Source organism: Roseomonas sp. WA12 (assembly GCF_054165765.1).
Genome location: NZ_CM135108.1, coordinates 2,947,828 through 2,970,996 on the forward strand (window position 1 = coordinate 2,947,828; position 23,169 = coordinate 2,970,996).

The 23,169-nt window shown below is 69.4% G+C and carries 23 protein-coding genes; 18 read left to right on the forward strand and 5 right to left on the reverse strand.

Going from position 1 to position 23,169, the window contains the following annotated elements; translation table 11 throughout:
- The first annotated feature begins 32 nt into the window (after positions 1 to 32).
- Together ACVBD7_RS14220 and ACVBD7_RS14225 are read left to right on the forward strand one after the other, a co-directional pair.
- Complete coding sequence (locus tag ACVBD7_RS14220; RefSeq protein WP_458093883.1) at positions 33 to 1,358, forward strand: aminotransferase class III-fold pyridoxal phosphate-dependent enzyme; 1,326 nt, start codon at positions 33 to 35, stop codon at positions 1,356 to 1,358.
- A gap of 101 nt (positions 1,359 to 1,459) precedes the next feature.
- Positions 1,460 to 3,481: an AI-2E family transporter gene (locus ACVBD7_RS14225; protein WP_458093884.1), complete on the forward strand. Its 2,022-nt coding sequence runs from the start codon at positions 1,460 to 1,462 to the stop codon at positions 3,479 to 3,481.
- An 18-nt stretch (positions 3,482 to 3,499) separates the two neighbouring features.
- Here ACVBD7_RS14225 and ACVBD7_RS14230 read toward each other — a convergent pair whose 3' ends face one another.
- On the reverse strand, positions 3,500 to 3,862 hold the full coding sequence (locus ACVBD7_RS14230; RefSeq protein WP_458093885.1) for a plasmid stabilization protein: 363 nt from the start codon (positions 3,860 to 3,862) through the stop codon (positions 3,500 to 3,502).
- A 178-nt stretch (positions 3,863 to 4,040) separates the two neighbouring features.
- Between ACVBD7_RS14230 and ACVBD7_RS14235 the strand changes: the two genes are divergently transcribed.
- Genes ACVBD7_RS14235 through ACVBD7_RS14245 form a run of 3 tightly spaced genes read left to right on the forward strand, consistent with a single transcriptional unit; the run spans position 4,041 to position 6,897 of the window.
- The gene (locus ACVBD7_RS14235) at positions 4,041 to 5,012 is read left to right on the forward strand and encodes a CobW family GTP-binding protein (RefSeq protein WP_458093886.1); all 972 of its coding nucleotides are present in this window, start codon (positions 4,041 to 4,043) and stop codon (positions 5,010 to 5,012) included.
- Position 5,013: 1 nt separating this feature from the next.
- The gene (locus ACVBD7_RS14240) at positions 5,014 to 6,054 is read left to right on the forward strand and encodes a WD40 repeat domain-containing protein (protein WP_458093887.1); all 1,041 of its coding nucleotides are present in this window, start codon (positions 5,014 to 5,016) and stop codon (positions 6,052 to 6,054) included.
- A 21-nt stretch (positions 6,055 to 6,075) separates the two neighbouring features.
- A complete protein-coding gene (locus ACVBD7_RS14245; RefSeq protein WP_458093888.1) occupies positions 6,076 to 6,897 on the forward strand; it encodes an aldo/keto reductase in 822 nt (273 codons plus the stop codon).
- Between the two features lie 48 nt (positions 6,898 to 6,945).
- Here ACVBD7_RS14245 and ACVBD7_RS14250 read toward each other — a convergent pair whose 3' ends face one another.
- The gene (locus ACVBD7_RS14250; protein ID WP_458093889.1) at positions 6,946 to 7,311 is read right to left on the reverse strand and encodes a hypothetical protein; all 366 of its coding nucleotides are present in this window, start codon (positions 7,309 to 7,311) and stop codon (positions 6,946 to 6,948) included.
- Between the two features lie 164 nt (positions 7,312 to 7,475).
- Here ACVBD7_RS14250 and ACVBD7_RS14255 point away from each other — a divergent pair, with 164 nt between their 5' ends.
- Positions 7,476 to 7,895 (forward strand): DUF3775 domain-containing protein, encoded by a 420-nt coding sequence (locus tag ACVBD7_RS14255; protein ID WP_458093890.1) that lies wholly within the window; start codon positions 7,476 to 7,478, stop codon positions 7,893 to 7,895.
- A 21-nt stretch (positions 7,896 to 7,916) separates the two neighbouring features.
- Here the strand turns inward: ACVBD7_RS14255 and ACVBD7_RS14260 are convergent, their stop codons facing one another.
- Both ACVBD7_RS14260 and ACVBD7_RS14265 read right to left on the reverse strand, forming a co-directional pair.
- On the reverse strand, positions 7,917 to 8,648 hold the full coding sequence (locus ACVBD7_RS14260; RefSeq protein WP_458093891.1) for a DUF1194 domain-containing protein: 732 nt from the start codon (positions 8,646 to 8,648) through the stop codon (positions 7,917 to 7,919).
- Between the two features lie 85 nt (positions 8,649 to 8,733).
- Entirely contained in the window at positions 8,734 to 9,402 is a 669-nt protein-coding gene (locus tag ACVBD7_RS14265; RefSeq protein ID WP_458093892.1) for a phosphoribosyltransferase, read from the reverse strand.
- Positions 9,403 to 9,492: 90 nt separating this feature from the next.
- Between ACVBD7_RS14265 and ACVBD7_RS14270 the strand changes: the two genes are divergently transcribed.
- The 5 genes from ACVBD7_RS14270 to ACVBD7_RS14290 are packed head-to-tail and all read left to right on the forward strand — an operon-like array spanning position 9,493 to position 14,765.
- Positions 9,493 to 11,103, forward strand: coding sequence for an ABC transporter substrate-binding protein (locus tag ACVBD7_RS14270; RefSeq protein WP_458093893.1), 1,611 nt, complete (start codon positions 9,493 to 9,495; stop codon positions 11,101 to 11,103).
- Between the two features lie 23 nt (positions 11,104 to 11,126).
- The gene (locus tag ACVBD7_RS14275) at positions 11,127 to 12,137 is read left to right on the forward strand and encodes an ABC transporter permease (protein ID WP_458093894.1); all 1,011 of its coding nucleotides are present in this window, start codon (positions 11,127 to 11,129) and stop codon (positions 12,135 to 12,137) included.
- Entirely contained in the window at positions 12,134 to 13,180 is a 1,047-nt protein-coding gene (locus tag ACVBD7_RS14280; RefSeq protein WP_458093895.1) for an ABC transporter permease, read from the forward strand. The genes ACVBD7_RS14275 and ACVBD7_RS14280 overlap by 4 nt, the downstream gene beginning before the upstream one ends.
- Entirely contained in the window at positions 13,177 to 14,031 is an 855-nt protein-coding gene (locus ACVBD7_RS14285; protein WP_458093896.1) for an ABC transporter ATP-binding protein, read from the forward strand. The genes ACVBD7_RS14280 and ACVBD7_RS14285 overlap by 4 nt, the downstream gene beginning before the upstream one ends.
- Positions 14,028 to 14,765, forward strand: a complete 738-nt coding sequence (locus tag ACVBD7_RS14290; RefSeq protein ID WP_458093897.1) for an ABC transporter ATP-binding protein — start codon at positions 14,028 to 14,030, stop codon at positions 14,763 to 14,765. The genes ACVBD7_RS14285 and ACVBD7_RS14290 overlap by 4 nt, the downstream gene beginning before the upstream one ends.
- Here the strand turns inward: ACVBD7_RS14290 and ACVBD7_RS14295 are convergent.
- Positions 14,762 to 15,352 (reverse strand): sugar O-acetyltransferase, encoded by a 591-nt coding sequence (locus ACVBD7_RS14295; RefSeq protein WP_458093898.1) that lies wholly within the window; start codon positions 15,350 to 15,352, stop codon positions 14,762 to 14,764. The two genes, ACVBD7_RS14290 and ACVBD7_RS14295, sit on opposite strands and share 4 nt — an antisense overlap.
- A gap of 59 nt (positions 15,353 to 15,411) precedes the next feature.
- Between ACVBD7_RS14295 and dctP the strand changes: the two genes are divergently transcribed.
- The 7 genes from dctP (at position 15,412) to urtD (ending at position 23,168) form a co-directional block, all read left to right on the forward strand.
- Complete coding sequence (dctP, locus tag ACVBD7_RS14300) at positions 15,412 to 16,455, forward strand: TRAP transporter substrate-binding protein DctP (RefSeq protein ID WP_458093899.1); 1,044 nt, start codon at positions 15,412 to 15,414, stop codon at positions 16,453 to 16,455.
- Between the two features lie 49 nt (positions 16,456 to 16,504).
- Positions 16,505 to 17,014, forward strand: a complete 510-nt coding sequence (locus ACVBD7_RS14305; RefSeq protein ID WP_458093900.1) for a TRAP transporter small permease — start codon at positions 16,505 to 16,507, stop codon at positions 17,012 to 17,014.
- Positions 17,011 to 18,318, forward strand: coding sequence for a TRAP transporter large permease (locus ACVBD7_RS14310; protein WP_458093901.1), 1,308 nt, complete (start codon positions 17,011 to 17,013; stop codon positions 18,316 to 18,318). The genes ACVBD7_RS14305 and ACVBD7_RS14310 overlap by 4 nt, the downstream gene beginning before the upstream one ends.
- 189 nt (positions 18,319 to 18,507) lie before the next feature.
- Positions 18,508 to 19,740, forward strand: a complete 1,233-nt coding sequence (gene urtA, locus ACVBD7_RS14315) for an urea ABC transporter substrate-binding protein (protein WP_458093902.1) — start codon at positions 18,508 to 18,510, stop codon at positions 19,738 to 19,740.
- Between the two features lie 49 nt (positions 19,741 to 19,789).
- Complete coding sequence (gene urtB, locus ACVBD7_RS14320; protein ID WP_458093903.1) at positions 19,790 to 21,343, forward strand: urea ABC transporter permease subunit UrtB; 1,554 nt, start codon at positions 19,790 to 19,792, stop codon at positions 21,341 to 21,343.
- A complete protein-coding gene (gene urtC, locus ACVBD7_RS14325; RefSeq protein WP_458093904.1) occupies positions 21,340 to 22,434 on the forward strand; it encodes an urea ABC transporter permease subunit UrtC in 1,095 nt (364 codons plus the stop codon). The genes urtB and urtC overlap by 4 nt, the downstream gene beginning before the upstream one ends.
- Positions 22,431 to 23,168 carry an urea ABC transporter ATP-binding protein UrtD gene (gene urtD / locus ACVBD7_RS14330; protein WP_458093905.1) on the forward strand — a complete coding sequence of 246 codons (738 nt, stop codon included), beginning with the start codon at positions 22,431 to 22,433 and terminating at the stop codon, positions 23,166 to 23,168. The genes urtC and urtD overlap by 4 nt, the downstream gene beginning before the upstream one ends.
- The last annotated feature ends 1 nt before the right edge of the window (position 23,169 follow it).

The following is a 23,169-nucleotide window of genomic DNA, read 5'->3' on the forward strand; positions in this document are numbered from 1 at the left end:
ATCCTCACTCTCTGCCCGAAGGTGCCCAGACGATGAACGAGATGTCCCCCTCCCGTCCGAACAACCTCGACTCGTTCTGGATGCCCTATTCCGACAACCGCTACTTCAAGCAGAACCCGCGCATGCTCGCGCGCGCCGAGGGCATGTCCTATTTCACGCCCGAAGGGCGCGAGGTGCTGGACGGCACGGCGGGGCTGTGGTGCTGCAACGCCGGCCATGGCCGCCGCGAGATCGTGGAAGCCATCCAGAAGCAGGCCGCGATCATGGATTTCGCGCCTACTTTCCAGCTCGGCCATCCCATTGCATTCGAGGCGGCGGCGCGCGTCGCCGAGATGACGCCGGCGGGCATCGACCGCGTCTTCTTCACCAATTCCGGCAGCGAGAGCGCGGACACCGCGCTGAAGATCGCGCTCGCCTATCAGAAGGCCCGCGGCCAGTCCCAGCGCGTGCGCCTGATCGGGCGGGAGCGCGGCTACCATGGCGTGGGCTTCGGCGGCATGTCGGTGGGCGGCATCGGCGGCAACCGCAAGCAGTTCGGCGCCATGCTCCCCTATGTGGACCACCTGCCGCACACGCATCTGCCGGCGCAGAACGCCTTTTCCAAGGGCCAGCCGGAGCATGGCGTGGAGCTGGCCAACAAGCTCGAGGACCTGGTGGCGCTGCATGGCGACACGATCGCAGCCGTGATGGTCGAGCCCGTCGCCGGCTCCACCGGCGTGCTGGTGCCGCCCAAGGGCTATCTCGAGCGCCTGCGCGAGCTCTGCGACAAGCACGGCATCCTGCTCATCTATGATGAGGTCATCACCGGCTTCGGCCGCCTCGGCACCGATTTCGGCGCCGAGCGCCTGGGTGTCGCGCCCGACATCATGACCATGGCCAAGGGCCTCACCAACGCCGCCGTACCCATGGGCGCGGTCGCCACCACCAACGAGGTGTTCGAGACGGTGGTGGACGGCTCCCCCGCGGGGATCGAGCTGTTCCACGGCTACACCTATTCCGGCCACCCGCTGGCCTCCGCCGCCGCCATCGCAACCCTGGCGCTGCATCGGGAGGAGGACCTGCCCGGCCGGGCGAGCGCGATCGAGCCCTATTGGCAGGAAGCCGCGCACTCGCTGCGCAGCGCCCCGGGCGTGGTGGACATCCGCGACTTCGGCCTCATCGCCGGCATCGAGCTGGCCCCGCGCGAGGGCAAGCCCGGCGCCCGCGCGATGGACATCTTCCGCAAGTGCTTCGACGACGGCGTGCTCATCCGCGTCACCGGCGACATCGTGGCCCTCTCCCCGCCGCTGATCGTGGAGAAGCCGCATATCGACCGCATGATGGGCACGCTTAACGACGCGATCCACGCCATCGCCTGACACGAAGGGGGGCTCCGGCCCCCCTTCCCGATTCCGGCGCCCGTAACGGGGTCCGCCGCGGCGCGTTGGGGCTCTGAAACCAGGAGCCCGATCCGCCGCCCATGAGCACCACCTTCGCGCCGGATCAGCGCCCCCCCGCCCAGGTCCCGCCGCCCTCCAGCCCCGAGCTGGCGCATCTGCTCACCGTGGTGGTCTGCGTCGTCACCGTCGCGGCGCTCTACCTCGCGCGCGAGGTGCTGATCCCGATCACCCTGGCCGTCCTCCTCTCCTTCGTGCTCGCCCCGGTCGTCGGCCTGCTACGCCGCCTGCGGCTGCCCAAGGTGGCGGCGGTGCTGCTCTCCGTCCTGCTGGCCATCGGCGTCATCACGCTGATCGGCAGCATCATCGGCGTGCAGATCGCGGGCCTGGCCCGCGACGCCCCGCGTTACCAGAGCGCCATCCGGGAGAAGGTGGAGTCCGTGCAGGGCACCGTCTTCGGCCGGATCAACGAGTTCTCCCGCCGGCTGAACAACGAGGCCGCGCCCCTGGCCAGCCCGGACGGGCCGCCGACCGCCACGCCCACCCCGCCGCCCGCACCTGCCCAGCCCGTGCTGCCCGGCGCCGGCACGACGACCGGGGGGGAGCCCCGCCCCATCCCCGTCGAGATCCGCCCGGCCGAATCCTCGGCGATCGAGCTGGCCCGGAAGGTCGTCTCGCCTGTCGTCGGCCCGCTTGAGACGACCTTCATCGTCTTCATCGTCACCGTCTTCGTGCTGCTCCAGCAGGCGGATCTGCGAGACCGCCTGATCCGCCTTTTCGGCTCCAACGACCTGCACCGCACGACCGAGGCGCTGGACGATGCCGGGCGCCGGCTGAGCAAATACTTCCTCGCCCAGCTCATGGTGAACGGCTCTTTCGGCGTAATGGTCGCGATCGGGCTGTTCTTGATCGGCGTGCCCAGCCCGATCGTCTGGGGCATCCTGGCGGCGCTGTTCCGCTTCGTGCCCTATGTCGGCTCCATCCTCGCCGCCGCCCTGCCCATCGTGCTGGCGGCGGGCACGGAACCGGGCTGGTCGATGGTGATCTGGACGGCCGCCCTGTTCCTTATCACCGAGCCCATCATCGGCCAGGTGATCGAGCCGATGGTCTACGGCCACTCCACCGGCCTCTCCCCCGTCTCGGTGATCGTCGCCGCGATCTTCTGGACCTGGCTCTGGGGCCCGATCGGGCTGATCCTGGCCACCCCACTCACCCTCTGCCTCGTGGTGCTGGGGCGGCATGTCGAGCGGCTGGAGTTCCTCGACGTGATGCTGGGCGACCGCCCGGCCCTGACGCCGGTGGAGAACTTCTACCAGCGCATCCTGGCCGGCGACACGGACGAGGCGCTCTCCCAGGCCGAAGGGCTGCTGCAGGAGCGCTCTCTCACCTCCTATTACGACGAGGTGGCGCTCAAGGGCCTGCGCTTGGCCGCCAACGACGCCGAGCGCGGCGTGCTGCTGCCCGCGCGGCTAGAGCGCATCAAGAACGCCGTCTCCGGCCTGGTGAACGACCTGTCCGAGGTGCCCGACCACGACCCGCCGCCCAAGGACACCGCCGCCCCCGCCGAGACGACCGTCGCCGAGAAGGCCGTCCCCCGCCAGCCCGCCCCGGACATCGTCCTGCCGCCCCGGGCCGAGCGCGCCGGCAACTGGGCGGCCGAGACGCCGGTCCTCTGTTTGGCCGGCCGCGGCCCGCTGGACGAGGCGGCCTCGGCCATGCTGTCGCAGTTGCTGATCAAACATGGCCTGGGGTCCCGCGTGGTCCCGCACGAGGCCAGCTCCCGCGAGCAGGTCGGGCGGCTGGAGACGGAGGGCGTGGCGATGGTCTGTATCTCCTACCTCGACATCTCCGGCAGCCCCGCGCATCTGCGCTACCTGCTGCGCCGCCTCCGCCAGCACCTACCGGGCGTGCCGCTTCTCGTCGGGCTGTGGCCGGAGGGGGCGGAGGTGCTGACCGACGCCGCTCAGGCCAAGGCCGTCGGCGCGGACCACTACACGGCGTCCCTCCATGCGGCCGTCACAGCCTGCCTGACGGCCGCTCTCTCCGGGGCGCAGAAGCCGAAGGAGGTCGAAGCGGTGCTGGAGAAGAAGCCCCTGCCAGGCTGATCCGGGCCGGGGTGCCCGTCAGGTGGCCTTTTGCGCCGCGTTCCGGTTCCGGGTGGCCGCCGCCTTCTTCGCCGAGGCCGAGCGCTCCTCCGGCGTTCGACTGGCAGCCGCCTTCCGGGCGGAGGCGGATCGCGCGGCCGCCGGGCGGTCCGCCGAGGCGCCGCCGCCGCGCTTGCCCCCGGTCCGGGCCGGCTCCGTGTTCATCGGCTTGCCGCGGCCGGAGCCGCTCTTTTTCCCGCCACCCGTCTCCTTGTTGACGGTGGCCCAGGCGCGCCGTTCGGCTTCGTCCTCGGGCAGGCCACGCTTCTCGTAGCCCTCCTCGATATGCGCGGCCATGCGCTTCTGCTTGTCGGTGTAGGCGGATTTGTCGCCACGGGGCATCGGGCCGGCTCCTCGTGTGATGATGCCGCTGAAACGCATCACCCAGATACCGGTTCAGCCCGGCACGTCCCGCGGGTCAGGCCTGATCCGGCACCCCGCCCTCCCCCATGGCCCGGGCGCGCCCTGATACCATATAACACCCCCAAACCTGCCCCCCTTCCCTCTCCCGAGGCGCCCCATGTCCGAAGCCCTGCCCGTTCCCGTTACCGTCCTCACCGGCTATCTCGGCGCCGGCAAGACCACCCTCCTCAATCGCATCCTCACCGAGAATCACGGCCGCAAGTTCGCGGTGGTGATCAATGAGTTCGGCGAGATGGGCGTGGACCAGGACCTCGTCATCGACGCCGACGAGGAGGTGTTCGAGATGAACAACGGCTGCATCTGCTGCACCGTGCGCGGGGACCTCATCCGCATCCTCGGCGGGCTGATGAAGCGCAAGGACAAGTTCGACGGCATCATCGTCGAGACCACCGGCCTCGCGAACCCTGCCCCCGTCGCCCAGACCTTCTTCGTGGACGAGGACGTGAAACGCGCGACGCGCCTCGACGCGATCGTGACGGTGGTGGACGCCAAGCACCTGCTGACCCGCCTGGGCGACAGCCCGGAGGCCGAGGAGCAGGTCGCCTTCGCCGACGTCATCGTGCTGAACAAGATGGACCTCGTCACCAACGAGGAGGCCGACGAGGTCGAGCGCCGCATCCGCGCCATCAACCCCACCGTCGAGATCCGCCGCGCCACCAAGTCCGACGTGCCGCTGGATGCCGTGATCGGCCGCGACGCCTTCAGCCTCGACCGCATCCTGGCGCGCGAGCCCGAGTTCCTATCAGGCGACGACAACCACACGCATGACAGCGCCGTGCAGTCGGTCTCCTTCGAGCTCGAGAAGCCGGTGGACGCCGAGAAGTTCAACACCTGGATCGGCGAGCTACTCCAGACCAAGGGCCAGGACCTGCTCCGCACCAAGGGCATCCTGCACTACCAGGGCGAGGACCGCCGCTTCGCCTTCCAAGCCGTGCACATGATCGCCGATGGCGACTACATCGGCGAGTGGAAGGAGGGCGACCCTCGCAAGTCGCGCATCGTTTTCATTGGCCGCGACCTGAACCGCCCGAAGCTGCGCCGCGGCTTCGAATCCACGGTGGCCGCCTAGCATGTCGGGCGTGGCTGAAGCGGACTTCCTTCTCGACCAGCGCGGCACCGGGCGCGAGCTCGGCGCCTGGGTCGTCGGCACCGCCTTCGGGCGCGAGGGCCGCAGTGTCGGCTTTGCGCTGTCGGACGGCACGGTGCATCTCGCCGCCACCGCCGATCATGCTGGCGAGTGGAAGAAGGTCGAGGCGCATGACGGCGCCGGCCAGTCGCTCAACCCCGATGCGACGAACGGCCTGCTTTCCGGCGGCGACGACGGCCGGCTGCAGCGCATCACCCCTGATGGCGAGACGGAGACCGTCGCCGAGTTCGGCATGATGAAGTGGGTGGAGCACTTCGCCTCCCACCCTTCCGGCCTGCGCGCGGTGGCGGTGGGCAAGAACGTGCATCTGCTGGACGGCAAGGGCGCCAAGCTGAAGGTGCTGGGCCCGCACCCTTCCACCGTCGGCGGCGTCGCGATCGACGCCAAGGGCAAGCGCGTCTTCGCCTCCCACTACAACGGCGTTTCCTCCTGGTTCGTCGCGGCGAAGGAGGACAAGCCGCGCGTGCTCGAATGGAAGGGCAGCCATCACGCCGTCGCCATCTCGCCGGACGGGCAGAACGTGGTGACGGCCATGCAGGAGAACGCCCTGCATGGCTGGCGCCTCACCGACAGCCAACACATGCGCATGTCCGGCTACCCCGCGAAGACGCAGTCCCTCGCCTTCACCGCCAAGGGCCGCTGGCTCGCCTCCTCCGGCGCCGATTCCGTCGTGCTCTGGCCCTTCTTCGGGGGCGGCCCGATGGGCAAGGCGCCGACCGAGATCGCGGGCGGCGACCAGGTGATCTGCACCCGCGTCGCCTGCCATCCGCAGCACGAGGTCGTGGTCGCGGGCTTCGCGGACGGGCTGGTGCTGATGGCCGAAATCGCCTCCGGCAAGGTCGTGCCCGTTGCGGCCCCGGGGCGCGGCGCCATCTCGGCCCTGGCCTGGAATGCCGCCGGCTCGCATCTCGCCTTTGGCACGGAAACCGGCTTTGCCGCGCTTCTTGACTTGGCGAAGCGCTAGGCCGCCCCCACCCTTGGGCGCATGAGCGATCGAATCACCACACCCCTCCTCTCCATCCCGCGCCTGGGCTACGGCACCTGGCGCCTCTCCGGCCCCGAGTGCCAGGCCGCGGTGGAATCCGCCCTGTCCCTCGGCTACCGCGCCGTGGACACGGCGGAGATGTACGGCAACGAGGTCGAGGTCGGCGCCGGCATCAAGGGCTCAGGCCTGCCTCGCGAGGAGGTCTTCCTCACCAGCAAGGTGTGGGTGACGCATCTCGACGAGATCCGCCGCCACTGCGAGGAATCCCTGCAGCGTCTCGGCACGGATTATCTCGACCTCTACCTCATTCATTGGCCGGCGGCCGGGATGGACATGCATCGCGTGATGCACGACATGGCCCGCCTGCGCGAGGACGGCCTCGCCCGTGCCATCGGCGTTGCCAACTTCACGCCCGGCCTGATGAAGCGCGCGATCGAGACGGGCGTGCCGATCGCCACCAATCAGGTCGAGTATCACGCGCTGCTCTCGCAGGACCGCCTGCTTGAGGTGATGCGGCCCAACGACATCGTGCTGACCGCCTACGCTCCGCTCGCCCAGGGTCGCCTGGCCAGCGATCCGCGTATGGAGGCCATTGCCAACAGGCACGGCGTCTCTCCCGCGCAGGTCGCGCTCGCCTGGCTGCTGCGGCAGGACGGTGTTGCGGTAATCCCGAAGGCGCAGAGGCCGGAAAGCCAGCGGGCGAACTTCGCCGCGCTGGACCTCGCGGGAAAGCTTACCGAGCAGGATGTGGCGGAAATGGATGCGCTGCCGAAGGACCAGCGCTTCGTCCAGCCGGATTTCGCCCCGGACTGGGCGGCCTGACACGGCCGGCTTGCTGGCGGCGGTACAACCGCCCCGGCACGCCCAGGATCAGGTGTAGCGGACCGGGTTGGCGCCGCCGCCCGGTGTCACGCAGAAATGCACGGCCGGGCGCAGAACCGCCTCGGCCTCCTCGGCCGGGCTCTGATCCTGCGCGGCGGCGATCTCTGGGGCCGGGCGGGCCGCGGGTGCACGGCGCTGGGCGCGGGCCTCGGACGGCTTGCCCGGGCGGCGTGTAGCAACCTCGGGGCGCACCGTGGCACGGATCTGGCGGGAGAAGATCGTGGCACCGGAGGTGATGGGCGCCGCGGCATCGCACATGGTGGCGTGAACGAAGGCCGGCGTGGTGTCGGACGCACGGGCCGCGGGGGCCAGCGCCAGGACACCGAAGAGAACGATCGCGCTGACCTTCACCATAACCCGACCCCCTCTTCCCTGACTTATCAGGGACTTAGCGATGCTTCTTGCTTCGCTCTCTGCGGAATGAACGCCGAGTCGAGTGCGGGGTTTCGCGAAGCCGAAATGCGGGTCAAGCGTTGGGCGGGCGACAGCAACCCCAATGAACCGATCGGGCCCCTTCCATGAGTGACGAACGCGCCAGCAATCCCCCCCGGGACGAGGAGGACGAGGCGGAGCTGGGCATCAGCCTGCCCGCCGTGGCCGCCATCATCGACGCCGCCCGCGCCGCGGACGAGACATCCGAGGATGGCGACGAGGAGGAGGAGGAGGACAGCGCGGCGGGCAAGGCCGAGCTGTCCGGCGAAAGCCTGGAAACCCTGATCGGCGAGCTGAACGAGGAGGAGCAGGCCGCCCTCATCGCCCTCGCCTGGGTTGGTCGCGGCGACTACGAGCCCGACGAGTGGGAGGAGGCCGTGACCCTCGCCCGCGAGAAGCACGAGGGCGATCCTGCGGGCTATCTCACGGCCCAGGACCTGCTGGGAGACCTGCTGGCCGAAGGGCTGGCCGCCTTCGGCATCGTCGCTGAGGAAATCGAGCGCTGAGGACCGGCCAGGGCCGGCGGCTCAGCCGAAGACCGGCCCTGGCAGCCCCGCGATCTCGCGCACCAGCTTGCGGCGCACGGCATTGCCGAAGGACTCGAAGTCCTCGGCCGCGATGAGGAAGGCGCCGTCGCCGCCGATCACGGAATCCCGGTAATACTGGTCGAGCGGTATCGGTGACGGCCGGCCGAAGGTGGGGCGGTCGTTCATGATGGGAAGGCCGTTGATGGTCACGCCCTCCCCCACCACACGGTCGCGCATGGCCTCGACCGGCATGCCGCTGTTGTTCACCCCGTCGCCCGAGACGTCGATCACGCGCCGCGTGCCCTCAAAGGGCGTCTCCGACAGCGTGCGCATCGAGAAGTCGAGCCCGCCCGAGATCGATGTCCAGGACAGCGCCACGCGTGGCGCCTGCGCGAGCACCCCGGCCCAGGCCTCTGCATCGCCCTGACTGCCGATGCGTGTCCAGGGAATCACCAGCCGCTGGTAATCGGACCCGGCCCATTCGACGTAGGCGACCGCAATCGCTCCCATCATCCCCGAGCGTATCGCCTCCACCACGCGCGGATCGGTCATGGCGCTGCGATAGCCCTCGCGCTGCAGCCGGGCCTCGTCGTCGTCGATGGATCGGGAGACATCCACGGCGAGGACCAGCACCAGATCCACGGCCACCGCCTCGGCCCTGGCCGCGTGGGGAGGGGCGGCAGCCGGAAGCGCCGCGGCGCCGGTGGCCGCGAGAAGGGACCGACGCCGCATGGAGCAACCCTCGCGCGAGTGGTCCACGGATCAGAACAGGCAGGATGACCCCCGCGCAACGCTTTTGTGGCAGCGCACGCGCTTGTCAGCCCGGCAGGCGCACCGGTGGCAAGGTCGCCGCATCCGGCACCCAGCCCCCCTCCCCGCGGCGCAGCAGCGACGTGGCAAAGCCCGCAATGACCGGCACATCCACCGGCCAGGACGCCACCCAGCGGTCCCCCTGGGCCATCGCCACGCACAGCCCCACCGGGCGCACCCCGGTGCGCTCAAGCAGCGCCAGCCCAGCCAGCGCCGAACTGCCCGTGCTGATCACGTCATCCACCAGCAGCACCCGGCGCCCTGCCAGACGGCCCAGGATGCGCGGATCCAGCCACATCCGCCGCTCGCCGGGGGTCGTGGAGGAGGAGATGGGCACGGATAGCGCCTCCTCGTACCAGCGCTTGCGGGAATAGCCGGCGGCGACCCATTTGGGGTGACCCAGCGCCTCGGCCACCAGGGGCGCGAGCGCGTGGCCAAGGGTTGGAAGGCCGCAGACCACCTCCGCCCCCAACGGCCGCGCGGCCTCGGCCATCCAGCCTGCAAGCGCCCGCAGGACGGGAAAGGAGGCCTGGTTCACGATTAGCCCGGTGACCGCCACCTCGCCGTAGTCGCGCAACGGCAGGCGCAGGGCCGTACCGTCGGGCATGGGGACCGCCATGCTGTCCGCATGGGGCGGCGCCTCGGGGGCGGGCTCGAATCTCTGCCAGAATTCCATGGCCGGCGCTTTGCATGGCAGGAAATGCTGGTCCAGCCTTGCGAAACCGCCCAGCCTCGGGCATCCGCCGCCCCTTACCGGAGACAGAGCATGACAACCCGCCGCACCCTCCTCACCGGCCTCGGGGCCGCCTCCGGCGCCGCCTTCCTCTCCTGGGATGCCGCGATCCGCTCCGCCCATGCCCAGACGCCCCCCGGCGTCATCGTCATGGCCAAGCAGATCGACGACATCATCACGCTCGATCCGGCGGAGAGCTTCGAATACACGGGCGGCGAGATCTGCGGGAACGTCTACCAGAAGCTCGTCACCACCCCGAACGAGGAGCCCTCCCGCCTCACGGGCGACCTCGCCGAGAGCTGGACCGCGAGCGATGACGCGAGGACCTTCACCTTCCGCCTGAAGCCCGGCCAGAAGTTCGCTTCGGGCAAGGAGGTAACGGCGGAGGACGTGGTCTACTCCCTCCAGCGCGTGGTGGCGCTGAACAAGAGCCCGGCCTTCATCATCAACCAGTTCGGCTTCAACAAGGACAACATGGCGCAGAGCATCCGCGCCACCGATCCCCGCACCGTGGTCCTCACCACTGCCGAGCCGACCGCCACTTCCTTCCTGCTCTACTGCCTCTCCGCCGCCGTCGGCAGCATCGTCGAGAAGGCGGTTGTCTCCGCCCGCGCGGCCAATGACGATTGGGGCAATGCCTGGATGAAGGGCAACTCCGCAGGCTCCGGCAGCTACCGCATCGTCTCCTGGCGCGCGAGCGAGGCGGTGACGCTGGAGGCCAACCCGAACGCCGCCCATCCGCCCGCGACCCGCCGCATCATCATGCGCCACGTCGCCGATCCCTCGGCCCAGCTCCTCGGCCTGCAGCGGGGCGACTACGACATGGCGCGCAATCTGGCGTCCGACCAGATCAAGGGGTTGAGCACGGACAGCAACTTCACCGTCCTCTCGACGCGCAAAGCCAGCCTGCTCTATGTCGCGATGAACCAGAAGAACCCGATCCTGGCCAAGCCGCAGGTTCGCCAGGCGATCAAGATGGCCATCGACTACGAGGGCATCCAGCGCAACATCGTCCCGAGCAACTACGCCGTGCACCAGGCCTTCTTGCCCGAGGGCCTGCCCGGCGCGGTGACGGAGAAGCCGTTCAAGCTGGATGTTGCCGGCGCCAAGCGGCTGCTGGCCGAGGCCGGGCATCCGGACGGCTTCGAATGCGCTTTCGACTTCTTCTCCGGCGCCCCGGTCGGCGACATCGCCCAGGCGCTGCAGGCCAACCTCGCGGCCATTGGTATCCGCCCGCGCATGCTGCCCGGCGAGATGCGCTCGGTCATCACCAAGACCCGCGCGCGCCAGCACGACCTCGCGCTGCTCCGCTGGGGGTCCGACTACTTCGACCCGCACAGCAACGCTGAGGCCTTCAGCATGAACCCCGATAACGGGGACGATGCGCGCAACAAGACCCTCGCCTGGCGCTCCAGCTGGGCGATCCCTGAGCTGACCGCGCGCACGCTGGCCGCCGTGAAGGAGACCGACACCGCCAAGCGCGTGGCGATGTACGAGGCGATCCAGCGCGAGCACCAGCAGACTAGCCCCTTCGCGGTGATGCTGCAGGAGCTTGAGGTGGCGGTCACGCGGAAGTCCGTGCGCGGCATGCAGATAGGCGTGCTGAGCGACCGCACCAGCTACGCCACCATCGCCAAGGCCTGAACTTGCTCAAAGCCCGGCCCTCCTTGAGAGCATTGGGGGCGCTGGCGGCCACCGCCGCCAGCATCCCCATCACCCTCCTCGGCCTCGCCGTCGTCACCTTCTTCATCGGCCGCGTGGTGCCGATCGACCCGGTGCTGGCCGTGGTGGGAGACCGCGCGCCCGCGGATGTGGTCGCGCGGGCCCGTCTCGAGCTGGGCCTTGATCAACCGCTCTACGCTCAGTTCTGGCGCTACCTGACCGACATCGTCACCGGCAACCTTGGTCGCTCGGTGATGACCTCCAACCCGGTCTGGGAGGACATCGCCCGCTACTTCCCGGCCACCTTCGAGCTGGCGACGCTCGCCATCCTTGTCGCCGCCATCCTCGGCATCGGCCTCGGCGTGCTCGCCGCCACGCGCCAGGGCTCCTGGGTGGATCAGGCCGTGCGCGTCTTCTGCCTCGCCGGACACTCGCTGCCGGTCTTTGTGCTGGGGCTGATCTCGCTGCTCGTCTTCTACGCCTGGCTGGGCTGGCTGCCCGGCCCGGGACGCCAGGGCATCGTGTACCAGGACATGGTGGAGCCGATCACCGGCCTGCTGACGCTCGACGCCGCACTGGCGGGAGACTGGCCCGCCTTCTGGGACGCCGTCGCTCACCTGATCCAGCCCGCCGGCGTGCTTGCCTTCTTCTCGCTCGCCTATATCGCCCGCATGACGCGCGCCTTCATGCTCGCCGAGCTGCGCAGCGAGTACGTCACCACCGCCCGCGCCAAGGGACTCTCCAACGCCCGCATCGTCTGGCGCCATGCCTTCCGCAACACCGCCGTGCCGCTCGTGACAGTGATCTTCCTCACCTATGCCGGGCTGCTCGAAGGCGCGGTGCTGACGGAAACGATTTTCGCCTGGCCAGGCCTCGGCCAGTACCTCACCGTATCGCTCCTCAACGCCGACATGAATGCGGTGCTCGGCGCCACCCTCGTGGTCGGCCTGATCTACGTGGCCCTGAACCTCCTCGCCGACCTCCTCTACCGCCTGATGGACCCGCGCACCCGATGACCGGCCCCACCCCCGATCTGTCGCCAAGGGGCAGCCCAATCGTCGACGCGGCCACCGCCACGGCCGCACTGGAGCCCATCCCGGCCGATGCCACGCCCGAGGCTGCCGGCGCGCCCCCGCCCCGCGAGGCCGGCGCCGTCCCGCATCGCCAGAGCCGCCGCGACTGGCTCCTGACCGACGCCCCCGCCTCCCGTTCCCAGGCCGCCTGGGGCCGCCGCTACCAGGCCTGGCTCCTGTTTCGCCGCAACCCGCTGGCGGTCGCCGGCTTGGCGGTCCTGCTGGTGATGCTGCTGCTGATCCTGCTGGCTCCCGTCCTGGCCACGCATGACCCCGGCATCCAGGAACTCGGCAACCGCCTCGCCCGCCCCTCCGCCGCCCACTGGCTGGGCACGGATGAGCTGGGCCGGGATGTCTGGTCCCGCCTTCTCTATGGCGGCCGCATCACCCTGGGCATGGTTGTCGCCGTGGTGCTGCTGGTCGCCCCCATCGGCCTGCTGGTGGGCTGCGTCGCCGGCTATGCCGGCGGGCTGTGGGACCGGCTGCTGATGCGCGTGACCGACGTGTTCCTCGCCTTTCCCCGCCTCATCCTGGCGCTCGCCTTCGTCGCCGCCATGCGCCCGGGGGTGGAGAGCGCCGTCATCGCCATCGCCCTCACTGCCTGGCCGCCCTATGCCCGCCTGGCCCGCGCCGAAACGCTGACCATCCGCCGCACGGACTATGTGGCCGCCGCCCGCATGACCGGTGCCTCGCCGTCCCGCGTGGTGCTGCGCCATGTCCTGCCGATGTGCATGCCCTCGCTGGTGGTGCGCGTCACGCTCGATATGTCCTCCATTATCCTCACCGCCGCCGGCCTCGGCTTCCTCGGCCTCGGCGCGCAGCCGCCGCTGCCGGAATGGGGCACGATGATCGCCACCGCCCGCCGCTTCATCCTGGAGCAGTGGTGGGTCGCCGTGATGCCCGGCATCGCCATCTTCTCCGCCTCCCTCGCCTTCAACCTGCTCGGCGACGGGCTGCGCGACGTGCTGGACCCCAAGCAGCGATGATCCTGCCCGGCGAACCCCTGGTTGCCGTCCGCAACCTCCATGTCGACTTCCCCTCGGCCACGGGCATCACCCAGGCCGTCCGCGGCGTCTCCTTCGCCATCGGGCGGGAGAAGCTCGGCATCGTCGGCGAGAGCGGCTCGGGCAAGTCCGTCACCGGCCGCGCCCTGATGCGCCTGTTGCCCGGCTCCGCGAAGGTGCGGGCCGATGTGCTGCGCTTCGGCACCACCGACATCCTCCAAGCCCCGGAATCCGAGATGCGCAGGCTGCGCGGCGGCCGCATCGGCCTCATCCTGCAGGACCCGAAATACAGCCTGAACCCCGTGATGACCGCGGGCGCCCAGATTGCCGAAGCCCTGCGGGCCCATACGAAGATCGGCAGGCGCGAGGCCCGCGATGCCGCCCTTGCCCTGCTGGAAAGCGTGAAGATCCGCGACCCCCGCCGCGTCGCCGAGGCCTATCCGCACGAGCTTTCCGGCGGCATGGGTCAGCGTGTGATGATCGCCATGATGCTTGCCCCGAACCCCGAGCTGCTGATTGCCGACGAGCCCACCTCCGCCCTCGATGCCAGCGTGCAGTCCGAGATCCTGTCCCTCATCGAGGAACAGGTGGATAGCCGCGGCATGGCGCTCATGCTCATCAGCCACGACCTGCCGCTCGTCTCCCGCTTCTGCGACCGGGTGGCCGTGATGTATGCCGGCCAGGTGATGGAGCAGATGCCCGCCTCGGACCTCCACAAGGCCACCCACGGCTACACGCGCGGCCTGCTGGAATGCATCCCCGGCCTCGCCGAGAAGCGGGACCGCCTGCCGACCCTGAAGCGAGACCCCGCTTGGCTGGAGCCGCGGGCATGATCGATATCGCCGGCCTCGACGTCCGCTTCGGCACCAACCACGCGGTGCAGAACGTATCCTTCAACGTCGCCCAGGGTGAGACTTTCGGCCTGGTGGGCGAGAGCGGCAGCGGCAAGTCCACCGTGCTGCGCGCCGTCGCCGGCCTCATCACCGAATGGACCGGCCGCATCGCCGTGGACGGCAAGGAGCTGGGCCGCCGCCGCGATCGCGCCTTCTTCCGCACCGTGCAGATGGTCTTCCAGGATCCCTACGGCTCCCTCCACCCCCGCCAGACGATCGACCGCATCCTTTCCGAGCCGCTCGCCGTCCACAACGTGCCGGATGCCGATGCTCGTATCCTGCGCGCGCTGGAGGAGGTGGCGCTGCCCCGCACCGCCCGTTTCCGCTACCCGCACCAGCTCTCAGGCGGCCAGCGCCAACGCGTGGCCATCGCCCGTGCCCTGATCGCCGATCCGCGCGTGCTGCTGCTCGACGAGCCCACCAGCGCGCTCGACGTCTCGGTGCAGGCGGAAGTGCTGAACCTGCTTGCTGATCTCCGCGCAGCGCGCGGCCTTACCTGTATTCTCGTCTCGCACAACCTGGCCGTCGTCGCGCATCTCTGCGGCCGGCTGGCGGTGATGCAGGGTGGCCGGATCGTGGAGTTGCTGGATGAGGCCGCCCTGCGCACGGGCCGTGCCGTCCACCCCCACACCCAGGATCTGATCCGCCTGTCACACGCGCTGGAAACGGCCTAGGCGAGCTTCCGCACCACCCGCGCCGGGTTTCCCACTGCCAGCACGCCGGCGGGAAGATCCCGGTTCACAACCGCCCCGGCGCCCACCACTGTGTCGTCCCCGATCGTCACCCCGGGCAGCACGATACAGCCGCCGCCCAGCCACACGTTCCGCCCGATGGTCACGGGATGCGCGCTCTCCACCCCCGCCGCGCGCGGCCCGGGCTCCAGCGGATGGGTCGCCGTGTAGATCTGCACGGCGGGCGCCACCTGGCAGTGGTCGCCCAGCGTGATGGGTGCGCAGTCCAGGAACACGCAGTTGAAGTTCACGTAAGCCGACGCGCCGATGCGAATGTTGCTGCCGTAGTCGCAGCGAAAGCCCGGCATCACCATCGTCTTCGCGCCGATCCCGCCCAGCAGCCCCTCCAGCGCCGCGCGGCGGGCGGCCTCGTCCTCAGGCGGCAGCGCGTCCATCCGCAGGATCAGGGCGCGGGCGCGATAGCGCTCGGCCAGAAGGTCGGGGTCCATGCCGTCATAGGGCAGGCCCGCCAGCATCTTCTCGCGCTCGTTCATGGGCGGAACATCGCCCATCGCACGGCCGGTCGCCACCCCTTGCCGCCCCCGCCCCGCTCTCGCAAACTGCCCGCAACGAACCGGGGATGGAAACGATGACGCTGCGCTTGAACCGCCGCGGCCTGCTGGCCGCAGGCGCCGCCCTTCCGGCTTTTGCCATGCCGGTCATCGCCCGGGCCCAGCCCCGCTACAAGCCTGAGTACAAGATCACCGTCGTCGGCAACCGCCCGATCGCCCTCTCGGAGTCCGCTTTTGTCTGGGCCGATTTGGTCAACCAGCGCTCGCAGGGCCGGCTGAACTTCAAGGTCTATCCCGGCTCCTCCCTCGTCGGCGGCGATCAGACGCGGGAGTTGGTGGCCATCCGCCAGGGCGTGATCGACGGGGCTGTCTTCTCCACGATCAACATCTCCCCCCAGGTCCGGGAGATGAACCTCTTCTCCCTCCCCTTCCTTATGCCGAACACCGCCGCCTTCGACGCGCTGGTGGCTGGCGAGGTCGGCCAAGCCCTGTTCCGCACCCTTTCCAGCCGCGACATCGAGCCGCTGGCCTGGGGCGAGAACGGCGTGCGCGAGATCAGCAACTCCAAACGCACCATCCGCGCCCCCGCCGACCTGCGCGGGCTGAAGATCCGCTTTGCCGCCGGCGCCATCTTCTCCGAGATCTACACGGCGCTGGGCGCCAACCCCGTGCAGATGTCCTTCGCCGACTTGCAGCCGGCGCTCTCAACCGGGGCCGTGGATGGCCAGGAGAACCCGGTGAACCTCTTCCTCGGCTTCCGCATGGACACGCTGGCCCAGAAGCACCTCACGCTCTGGAACTACTGCGCCGATGCGGGGATCGTCTCCCTCTCCAAGCCCGTCCTCGCCAGCCTTGAGCCGCGGGACCGCGAGATCGTGGTGGAATCCGCGAGGGAGGCCGGGCAGGCCGGCAACAACGCTGCCCGCAAGGGCCTGGGCGGCAATGGCGACCGCTCCTCGCTCGAGGAATGCGCCCGCCGCGGCGTCGAGGTGGTGGAGCTCTCCGCCGCCGAGAAGCAGGCCTTCGCCCGTGCCACCCGCCCCGTCTTCGACAAATGGGCGGCCACCGTCGGCACCGATCTCGTCCGCCAGGCCGAGGCCGCCATCGCCCGCGTGAGCTGACCTGCACGGGGCGGCCCCGCAACGCCGCCCCGCCTTCGCTGAAAGCGCCATGACCGAACACGCCGACATCCAGGCCCCCGGCCTCCAGCTCGGGGAAGCCCCGCCGCGCATCCCCGTCACCGTCGAGGGCGCGCTGGCCGCCGGCACCATGGCCGTGCTGGCCGTGATCACCATGGCGAATGTGCTGACGCGCTACTTCACCGATGTCTCCCTCGCCTTCACCGAGGAGTACTCGGTGGCGATCATGGTGGTGATGACCTTCCTCGGCAGCGCCGCCGCCTTCGGCGCGGACCGGCACATCCGCGTCACCTACTTCACCGAGAAGCTGTCCGTGCAGGCCGCCCGGCGCGTGGAGGTCTTCGTCCTCCTCTGCGGCCTCGCCGTCTTCGGCTCGCTCGCCTGGTTTGGCACCTTCTACACCTGGGACGAGTACCGGTTCGAGGTCCTCTCCCCCGGCCTCGGCGTGCCGCAATGGCTCTACACGGGTTGGATGCCGCTGATGTCCCTCGTCATCTGCGCCCGCCTCCTCGGCCGCATGATCCGGGTGATCCGCGCATGACGCTGGCCATCCTCCTCCTCGTCGGCCTCTTCATCCTGCTGATGCTCGCGGGCGTGCCAATCGGCGTCGCCATGGGGCTGACAGGGTTCCTGGTCATCGCGATGGAGGGCATGGGCGTAATGGCCCTGCCCACCAACATCTGGACGGGCATCGCCAAGTACCCGCTGCTCGCACTCCCCATGTTCGTCCTCGCCGGCATGGTGTTCGAACGCGCGGGCGTCGCGGCCCGCCTCGTCGGCTTCGCGCAGCTCCTCGTCGGCAACCGCACGGGCGCGCTCGCCATCGTCGCGGTGCTGCTCTGCATGATCCTGGGCGGCGTCAGCGGATCCGGCGCGGCCGATGCGGCCGCGGTGGCGGCGGTGATGGTTCCGCCCATGCTGAAGCAGGGTTACCCCGCGCCCTATGTCGCGTCGCTCACCGCGGCAGGCGGCTCGACGGATGTGCTCATCCCGCCCTCCATCCCCTTCATCGTCTATGCCGTGCTGGTGCCCGGTGTCTCCGTCCCCGCGCTGTTCCTCGCCGGCGTCGTCCCCGGCATCCTCTCCGGCCTCGCCCTCATCGTTCCCGCCGTCTGGCTCGCGCGCCGCGGCGGCTTCGGCCTGCCGGAAGCCCGCGCCGCCCGCCCGCCGCTGACCGCCGGCCGCCTCTGGCGCTCCTTCCTCGATGCGATCTGGGGCCTCGCCGCCCCCGTGGTCATCCTCGGCGGCCTCCGCTCCGGCGCCTTCACGCCCACCGAAGCCGCGGTGGTCGCGGTCTTCTACGGCCTGTTCGTCGGCTTCGTGATCTACCGCAGCCTGACCTGGCGCGATCTCTACGAGGTGTTGCGCGACAGCGCCGAAATCTCCGCCGTCGTCCTCCTCATCATCGCGCTGGCCGCTATCTACGCCCATGCCGGCAGTGCCGCCGGCATCTTCGATGCCCTGGCCCAGATGCTCATCGGCTTCACCAGCAACGAGGTGGTGATGCTGCTGGCCATCACCGTGCTGCTGATGATCGCCGGCACGGCGCTGGACGCGATCTCCACCTACCTCATTTTCCTCCCCATCCTCCTGCCCATCGCCGCCCTGTTCCAATGGGACCTCACCTGGTTCGGCGTGATCATCACCATGAACGTCGCCATCGGCGCCTTCACCCCGCCCACCGCGGTGAACCTCATGGTCACCTGCCGCATCGCCGGATGCAGCATGGAGAGCACGATGATCTGGGTCTGGTGGTTCCTGCTGGCGATGACGGCCGTGATGCTCGCCGTCACCTTCGTCCCCGAGATCGCCCTCGCCCTGCCGCGCTGGATGGGCGACCTCTAGGCGATCCGTTCCGCCTGCCGAGGAAAGGCGCATCGGCAGGCGGGGTTGCCCAAGCTGGCGCCAGCCCGGCCAGGGCGCGCCCTCCGCACGCATCCCATGCCGCTGGCACGCTTCTCGCAACCTCCTGCACGGCCCGGCCAGACGCGGGGGAATCCGCGGGCGCACCGGCCTTTGTGGGACGAAACAGAAATGACGCTCCTCACCCGCCGCGCCACGCTGGCCGGCCTCGGTGGCGCGCTCGCCATGCCGGCGATCCGCCCCTCCTTCGCCCAGGCCGCGCCCATCAAGGTGGGCGTCCTCCACTCGCTCTCCGGCACCATGGCGATCAGCGAGACCGCGCTGCGCGACACCGTGCTGATGATGATCGAATGGGCCAATGCCCAGGGCGGCGTGCTCGGCCGGAAGCTCGAGGCGGTGGTGGTGGACCCCGCCTCCAACTGGCCGCTGTTTGCCGAGAAGGCGCGCGAGCTGCTCGCCGTTTCGAAGGTGGACGTCACCTTCGGCTGCTGGACCTCGGTCTCCCGCAAATCCGTCCTGCCGGTCTTCGAGGAGCTGAACGGCCTGCTCTTCTACCCCGTGCAGTATGAGGGCGAGGAGCAGAGCAGGAACGTCTTCTACACCGGCGCCGCGCCGAACCAGCAGGCGATCCCGGCCACCGAATACCTGATGGGCAAGGATGGTGGCGAGGCGAAGCGCATCGTCCTGCTGGGCACCGACTACGTCTATCCCCGCACGACCAACCGCATCCTGCGCGCCTATCTGAACAGCAAGGGCATCACCGATGCCGACATCATGGAGGAGTACACGCCCTTCGGTCATTCCGACTGGCAGGGCATCGTCTCCCGCGTGAAGCGCTTCGCCGGCGAGGGCAAGCGCACCGCCATCGTCTCCACCATCAACGGCGACGCGAACGTCCCCTTCTACCGCGAATTGGGCAACCAGGGCATCAAGGCCGAGGACATTCCCTGCGTCGCCTTCTCCGTCGGCGAGGAAGAGCTGGCCGGCATCGACACCAAGCCGCTCGTCGGCCATCTGGCGGCCTGGAACTACTTCATGTCCATGCCCGGCAAGCCGAATGACGACTTCAAGGCCATGTGGAAGGCCTACATCAAGAACGACCGCCGCGTGACCAACGACCCGATGGAGGCAACCTACACCGGCTTCCGCATGTGGATGCAGGCCGTGGCCAAGGCCGGCACCACAGCGGTCGATCCCGTGCGCGCCGCCATGTACGGCCAGAAGATCATGGCCCCTTGCGGTTATGAGGAGGAGATGCGCCCCAACCATCACCTCACCAAGCCCGTGGTGATCGGCGAGATCCAGGAGAACGGCCAGTTCAACGTCGTTTACAAGACGCCGACCGCCATCGCGGCCGAGAACTGGTCCCCCTTCATCCCCGAGAACGCCAGCCGTCGCGGCTGATCGAGGGGAACCGGGCGGCGGGCCCCCTCGCCCGCCGCCCACACCTGACATGGCACGCATCCTCGCTTTCCTGATCCTCGTCCTCGCCGCGGCGCAACCCGCCGCGGCGCAGGACCCCTTCCTCGATGCCCTTCCCGGCTTGGCCGGCGGCTTCGGCGCCCAGGCGGAGGCCGTGGAACGCCTCGGCGCTTCCGGTGACCCGCGCGCCCTGCCCGTGCTCCGCGCCCTGTCCGACAGCCGACTGCAGAAGCGCGACACCACCCTCATCCTGAACGGCATCGACGCCGCCACCGGCCAGGCCGCCGATGCTGCCGGCGCCGAGACGGTGCGCATCAACAACCGCGTCCGCTCCGCCCTGCGCGGCGCTCTCGGCCGCCTGCAGCTCGTCTCCACCAACCCCGACGAGCGGTACGCTGCCGCAGAATCGGTGTTCCGCAGCCGCAGCGTCGAGAACATCCCCGGCCTCGAGGCAGCGATTGCCCGGGAGTCCGTCCCCCGCGTGCGGGAGCGCCAGGAACTGGCCCTCGCCGCCTCGCGTCTCGTCGCACCCGACGCCGCCGTGAAGCGGCAGGGCATCGCCACGCTCGGTGGCGCATCCTCGGAGGAAGCCCGCGCCCTCCTTCTCGAGGCCCGCAACGCCAACCCCGAGCTGTTGGCCGAGATCGATGCCGCCGTCGCCGCCATCGACACCCGCCTGACCTTCAAGCGCGCCGGCGAAACCCTGTTCCAGGGCCTCTCCCTCGGTTCCGTGCTGCTGCTGGCGGCGCTCGGCCTCGCCATCACCTTCGGCGTCATGGGCGTGATCAACATGGCCCATGGCGAGTTCGTCATGCTCGGCGCCTACACCACCTTCGTGGTGCAGGAAGCCTTCCGCGGCGTCCCCTGGCTGCAGCCCTGGTCCCTCCCCCTCTCCGTTCCTGCCGCCTTCCTCGTCGCCGGCCTTGCGGGCGCGCTGCTGGAACGCGGCCTCATCCGCCATCTCTACGGACGCCCGCTGGAAACCCTGCTGATGACCTTTGGCGTCGGCATGATCCTGCAGCAGGCCGTGCGCCTGGCCTTCGGCGCCCAGAACCGCGAGGTGATCTCGCCGCCCTGGATGCAGGGCACGCTGTCCCTGCCCGGCGGCATCAACATCACCCAGAACCGGCTCTGGGTGATCGCCTTCTCCCTCCTCGTGCTCGGCCTGGCCGTCGCGGCCATCCGCCTCACCCGCTTCGGGCTGGAGATGCGCGCCGTGGTGCAGAACCGCCGCACCGCCGCCACCATGGGCATTCGCACGGGGCGGGTGGACGCGCTGACCTTCGCCTTCGGCTCCGGCATCGCCGGCATGGCGGGGGTGGCACTGAGCCAAATCGACAACGTCTCCCCCAATCTTGGCACCGGCTACATCATCGACAGCTTCATGGTCGTCGTCTTCGGCGGCGTCGGCTCCCTCCTCGGCACGCTCGTCGGCGCCATGGGGCTGGGCGTGCTGAACAAAATGATCGAGCCCTGGGCCGGTGCGGTCCTCGCCAAGGTCGCGGTGCTCGTCATCATCATGCTGTTCATCCAGCGCCGCCCGCGCGGCCTCTTCGCCCTCAAGGGCCGGGCCGCCGACGCATGAGCGCCACCGCCACACCCGCCCCGCGCAGCATCCCCACGCGCCTGATCAAGCTGGGCGCGGGCGCCACGGCCCTCGCCATCCTCGCCCTGCTGCCCCTTCTCAACCTGCTGCCCGCCGGCAGCGCGCTGCACATCTCCGACTTCACCGTCGCCGTCACGGGCAAGTGGATCTGCTACGCCGTGCTGGCCTTGGGCATCGGCCTGGCCTGGGGCTATGCAGGCATCCTCTCCCTCGGCCATGGCGCCTTCTTCGCCCTTGGCGGCTACGCCATGGGCATGCACCTGATGCGCCTCATTGGCCCACGCGGCGTCTATGGCCACCCCGTGCTGCCGGACTTCATGGTCTTCCTCGGATACCGCGAACTGCCCTGGTACTGGCTGGGTTTTGACCACTTCCCCTACGCCATCCTCATGGCAATGCTCGTCCCCGGCATCCTCGCCCTGGTGGTCGGATACCTCTCCTTCCGCAGCCGCATTACCGGCGTCTATCTCAGCATCATCACCCAGGCGATGACCTACGCGCTGATGCTCGCCTTCTTCCGCAACGACATGGGCTTCGGCGGCAACAACGGCTTCACCGATTTCAAGGAGCTGCTGGGCATGCCGCTGAACACGCAAGGCGCCCGCGCCACCCTCTTCTACGCCGCCCTCGTCCTGCTGGCGGGCTCCATGCTGCTCTGCCGCTACATCGTCGGCACCAAGCTCGGCTTCGTGCTGGTGGCTATCCGCGATGCGGAGAGCCGCGTCCGCTTCCTCGGCTACTCCGTCACCGCCTTCAAGCTGGCGGTCTTTATCCTGTCCGCCGTGCTCGCCGGGCTGGCAGGCGCGCTCTACGTCCCCCTCGTCGGCATCATCAACCCCGGTGAATTCGCGCCGGGCAACTCCATCGAGGCCGTGATCTGGGTCGCGGTCGGCGGGCGCGGCACGCTCATCGGCGCCGTCCTCGGCGCCTTCTCGGTGAACGCACTGAAGACCTGGCTCACCTCCTTCGCGCCCGATCTGTGGCTCTTCGTCCTCGGCGGCCTCTTCGTCGCCGTCACGCTGCTCCTGCCGCAGGGCCTGGTCGGCCTTTTCCGGGGGCGCAGGAAGTGACCGGCCCCGTCCTCTATCTCGACGGCGTCTCGGTCGTCTTCGACGGCTTCCGCGCCCTCAACAGCCTCTCCCTCATCGTCGATCCCGGCGAGCTGCGCGCCGTCATCGGCCCCAACGGCGCCGGTAAGACCACGATGATGGACGTGATCACCGGCAAGTCCCGCCCAACATCTGGCACGGTGAGGTTTGGCGACCACGACCTGACGAGATTGGACGAGGCCCGCATCGCGAATCTCGGCATCGGCCGCAAGTTCCAGAAGCCGACGGTGTTCGATGCCCTCACCGTCTTCGAAAATCTCGAGCTCGCCCTCAAGGCCCCGCGCGACCCCTGGTCCTGCCTCCGCTGGAACCTCACCGCCATCGCCCGCAAGCGCATCGAGGTCGTGATGGAGGAGATCGGCCTCGCCACCCGCAGTGCCGATCACGCCGCCATCCTCTCCCACGGCCAGCGCCAATGGTTGGAGATCGGCATGCTCCTCATGCAGGACCCCGACCTGCTGCTGGTGGACGAACCCGTCGCCGGCATGACCGACCAGGAAACCGAGCACACCGCCGCCCTTCTCCGTCGCATCGCCGGCACCCGCAGCGTGGTGGTGGTAGAGCACGACCTCGAATTCGTCCGCGCCCTCGGCAGCAAGGTGACGGTGCTGCACGAAGGCACCCTGCTCTCCGAAGGCTCGATTGATACGGTGCAGAACGACCCGCGCGTCATCGAAGTCTATCTGGGCCGCTAAA

Bases quoted from the DNA above. Each gene is read 5' to 3' on its own strand.
- ACVBD7_RS14220 (WP_458093883.1), top strand. From the start codon at position 33: ATGAACGAGATGTCCCCCTCCCGTCCGAACAACCTCGACTCGTTCTGG.
- ACVBD7_RS14225 (WP_458093884.1), top strand. From the start codon at position 1,460: ATGAGCACCACCTTCGCGCCGGATCAGCGCCCCCCCGCCCAGGTCCCG.
- ACVBD7_RS14230 (WP_458093885.1), bottom strand. From the start codon at position 3,862: ATGCCCCGTGGCGACAAATCCGCCTACACCGACAAGCAGAAGCGCATG.
- ACVBD7_RS14235 (WP_458093886.1), top strand. From the start codon at position 4,041: ATGTCCGAAGCCCTGCCCGTTCCCGTTACCGTCCTCACCGGCTATCTC.
- ACVBD7_RS14240 (WP_458093887.1), top strand. From the start codon at position 5,014: ATGTCGGGCGTGGCTGAAGCGGACTTCCTTCTCGACCAGCGCGGCACC.
- ACVBD7_RS14245 (WP_458093888.1), top strand. From the start codon at position 6,076: ATGAGCGATCGAATCACCACACCCCTCCTCTCCATCCCGCGCCTGGGC.
- ACVBD7_RS14250 (WP_458093889.1), bottom strand. From the start codon at position 7,311: ATGGTGAAGGTCAGCGCGATCGTTCTCTTCGGTGTCCTGGCGCTGGCC.
- ACVBD7_RS14255 (WP_458093890.1), top strand. From the start codon at position 7,476: ATGAGTGACGAACGCGCCAGCAATCCCCCCCGGGACGAGGAGGACGAG.
- ACVBD7_RS14260 (WP_458093891.1), bottom strand. From the start codon at position 8,648: ATGCGGCGTCGGTCCCTTCTCGCGGCCACCGGCGCCGCGGCGCTTCCG.
- ACVBD7_RS14265 (WP_458093892.1), bottom strand. From the start codon at position 9,402: ATGGAATTCTGGCAGAGATTCGAGCCCGCCCCCGAGGCGCCGCCCCAT.
- ACVBD7_RS14270 (WP_458093893.1), top strand. From the start codon at position 9,493: ATGACAACCCGCCGCACCCTCCTCACCGGCCTCGGGGCCGCCTCCGGC.
- ACVBD7_RS14280 (WP_458093895.1), top strand. From the start codon at position 12,134: ATGACCGGCCCCACCCCCGATCTGTCGCCAAGGGGCAGCCCAATCGTC.
- ACVBD7_RS14285 (WP_458093896.1), top strand. From the start codon at position 13,177: ATGATCCTGCCCGGCGAACCCCTGGTTGCCGTCCGCAACCTCCATGTC.
- ACVBD7_RS14290 (WP_458093897.1), top strand. From the start codon at position 14,028: ATGATCGATATCGCCGGCCTCGACGTCCGCTTCGGCACCAACCACGCG.
- dctP (WP_458093899.1), top strand. From the start codon at position 15,412: ATGACGCTGCGCTTGAACCGCCGCGGCCTGCTGGCCGCAGGCGCCGCC.
- ACVBD7_RS14305 (WP_458093900.1), top strand. From the start codon at position 16,505: ATGACCGAACACGCCGACATCCAGGCCCCCGGCCTCCAGCTCGGGGAA.
- ACVBD7_RS14310 (WP_458093901.1), top strand. From the start codon at position 17,011: ATGACGCTGGCCATCCTCCTCCTCGTCGGCCTCTTCATCCTGCTGATG.
- urtA (WP_458093902.1), top strand. From the start codon at position 18,508: ATGACGCTCCTCACCCGCCGCGCCACGCTGGCCGGCCTCGGTGGCGCG.
- urtB (WP_458093903.1), top strand. From the start codon at position 19,790: ATGGCACGCATCCTCGCTTTCCTGATCCTCGTCCTCGCCGCGGCGCAA.
- urtC (WP_458093904.1), top strand. From the start codon at position 21,340: ATGAGCGCCACCGCCACACCCGCCCCGCGCAGCATCCCCACGCGCCTG.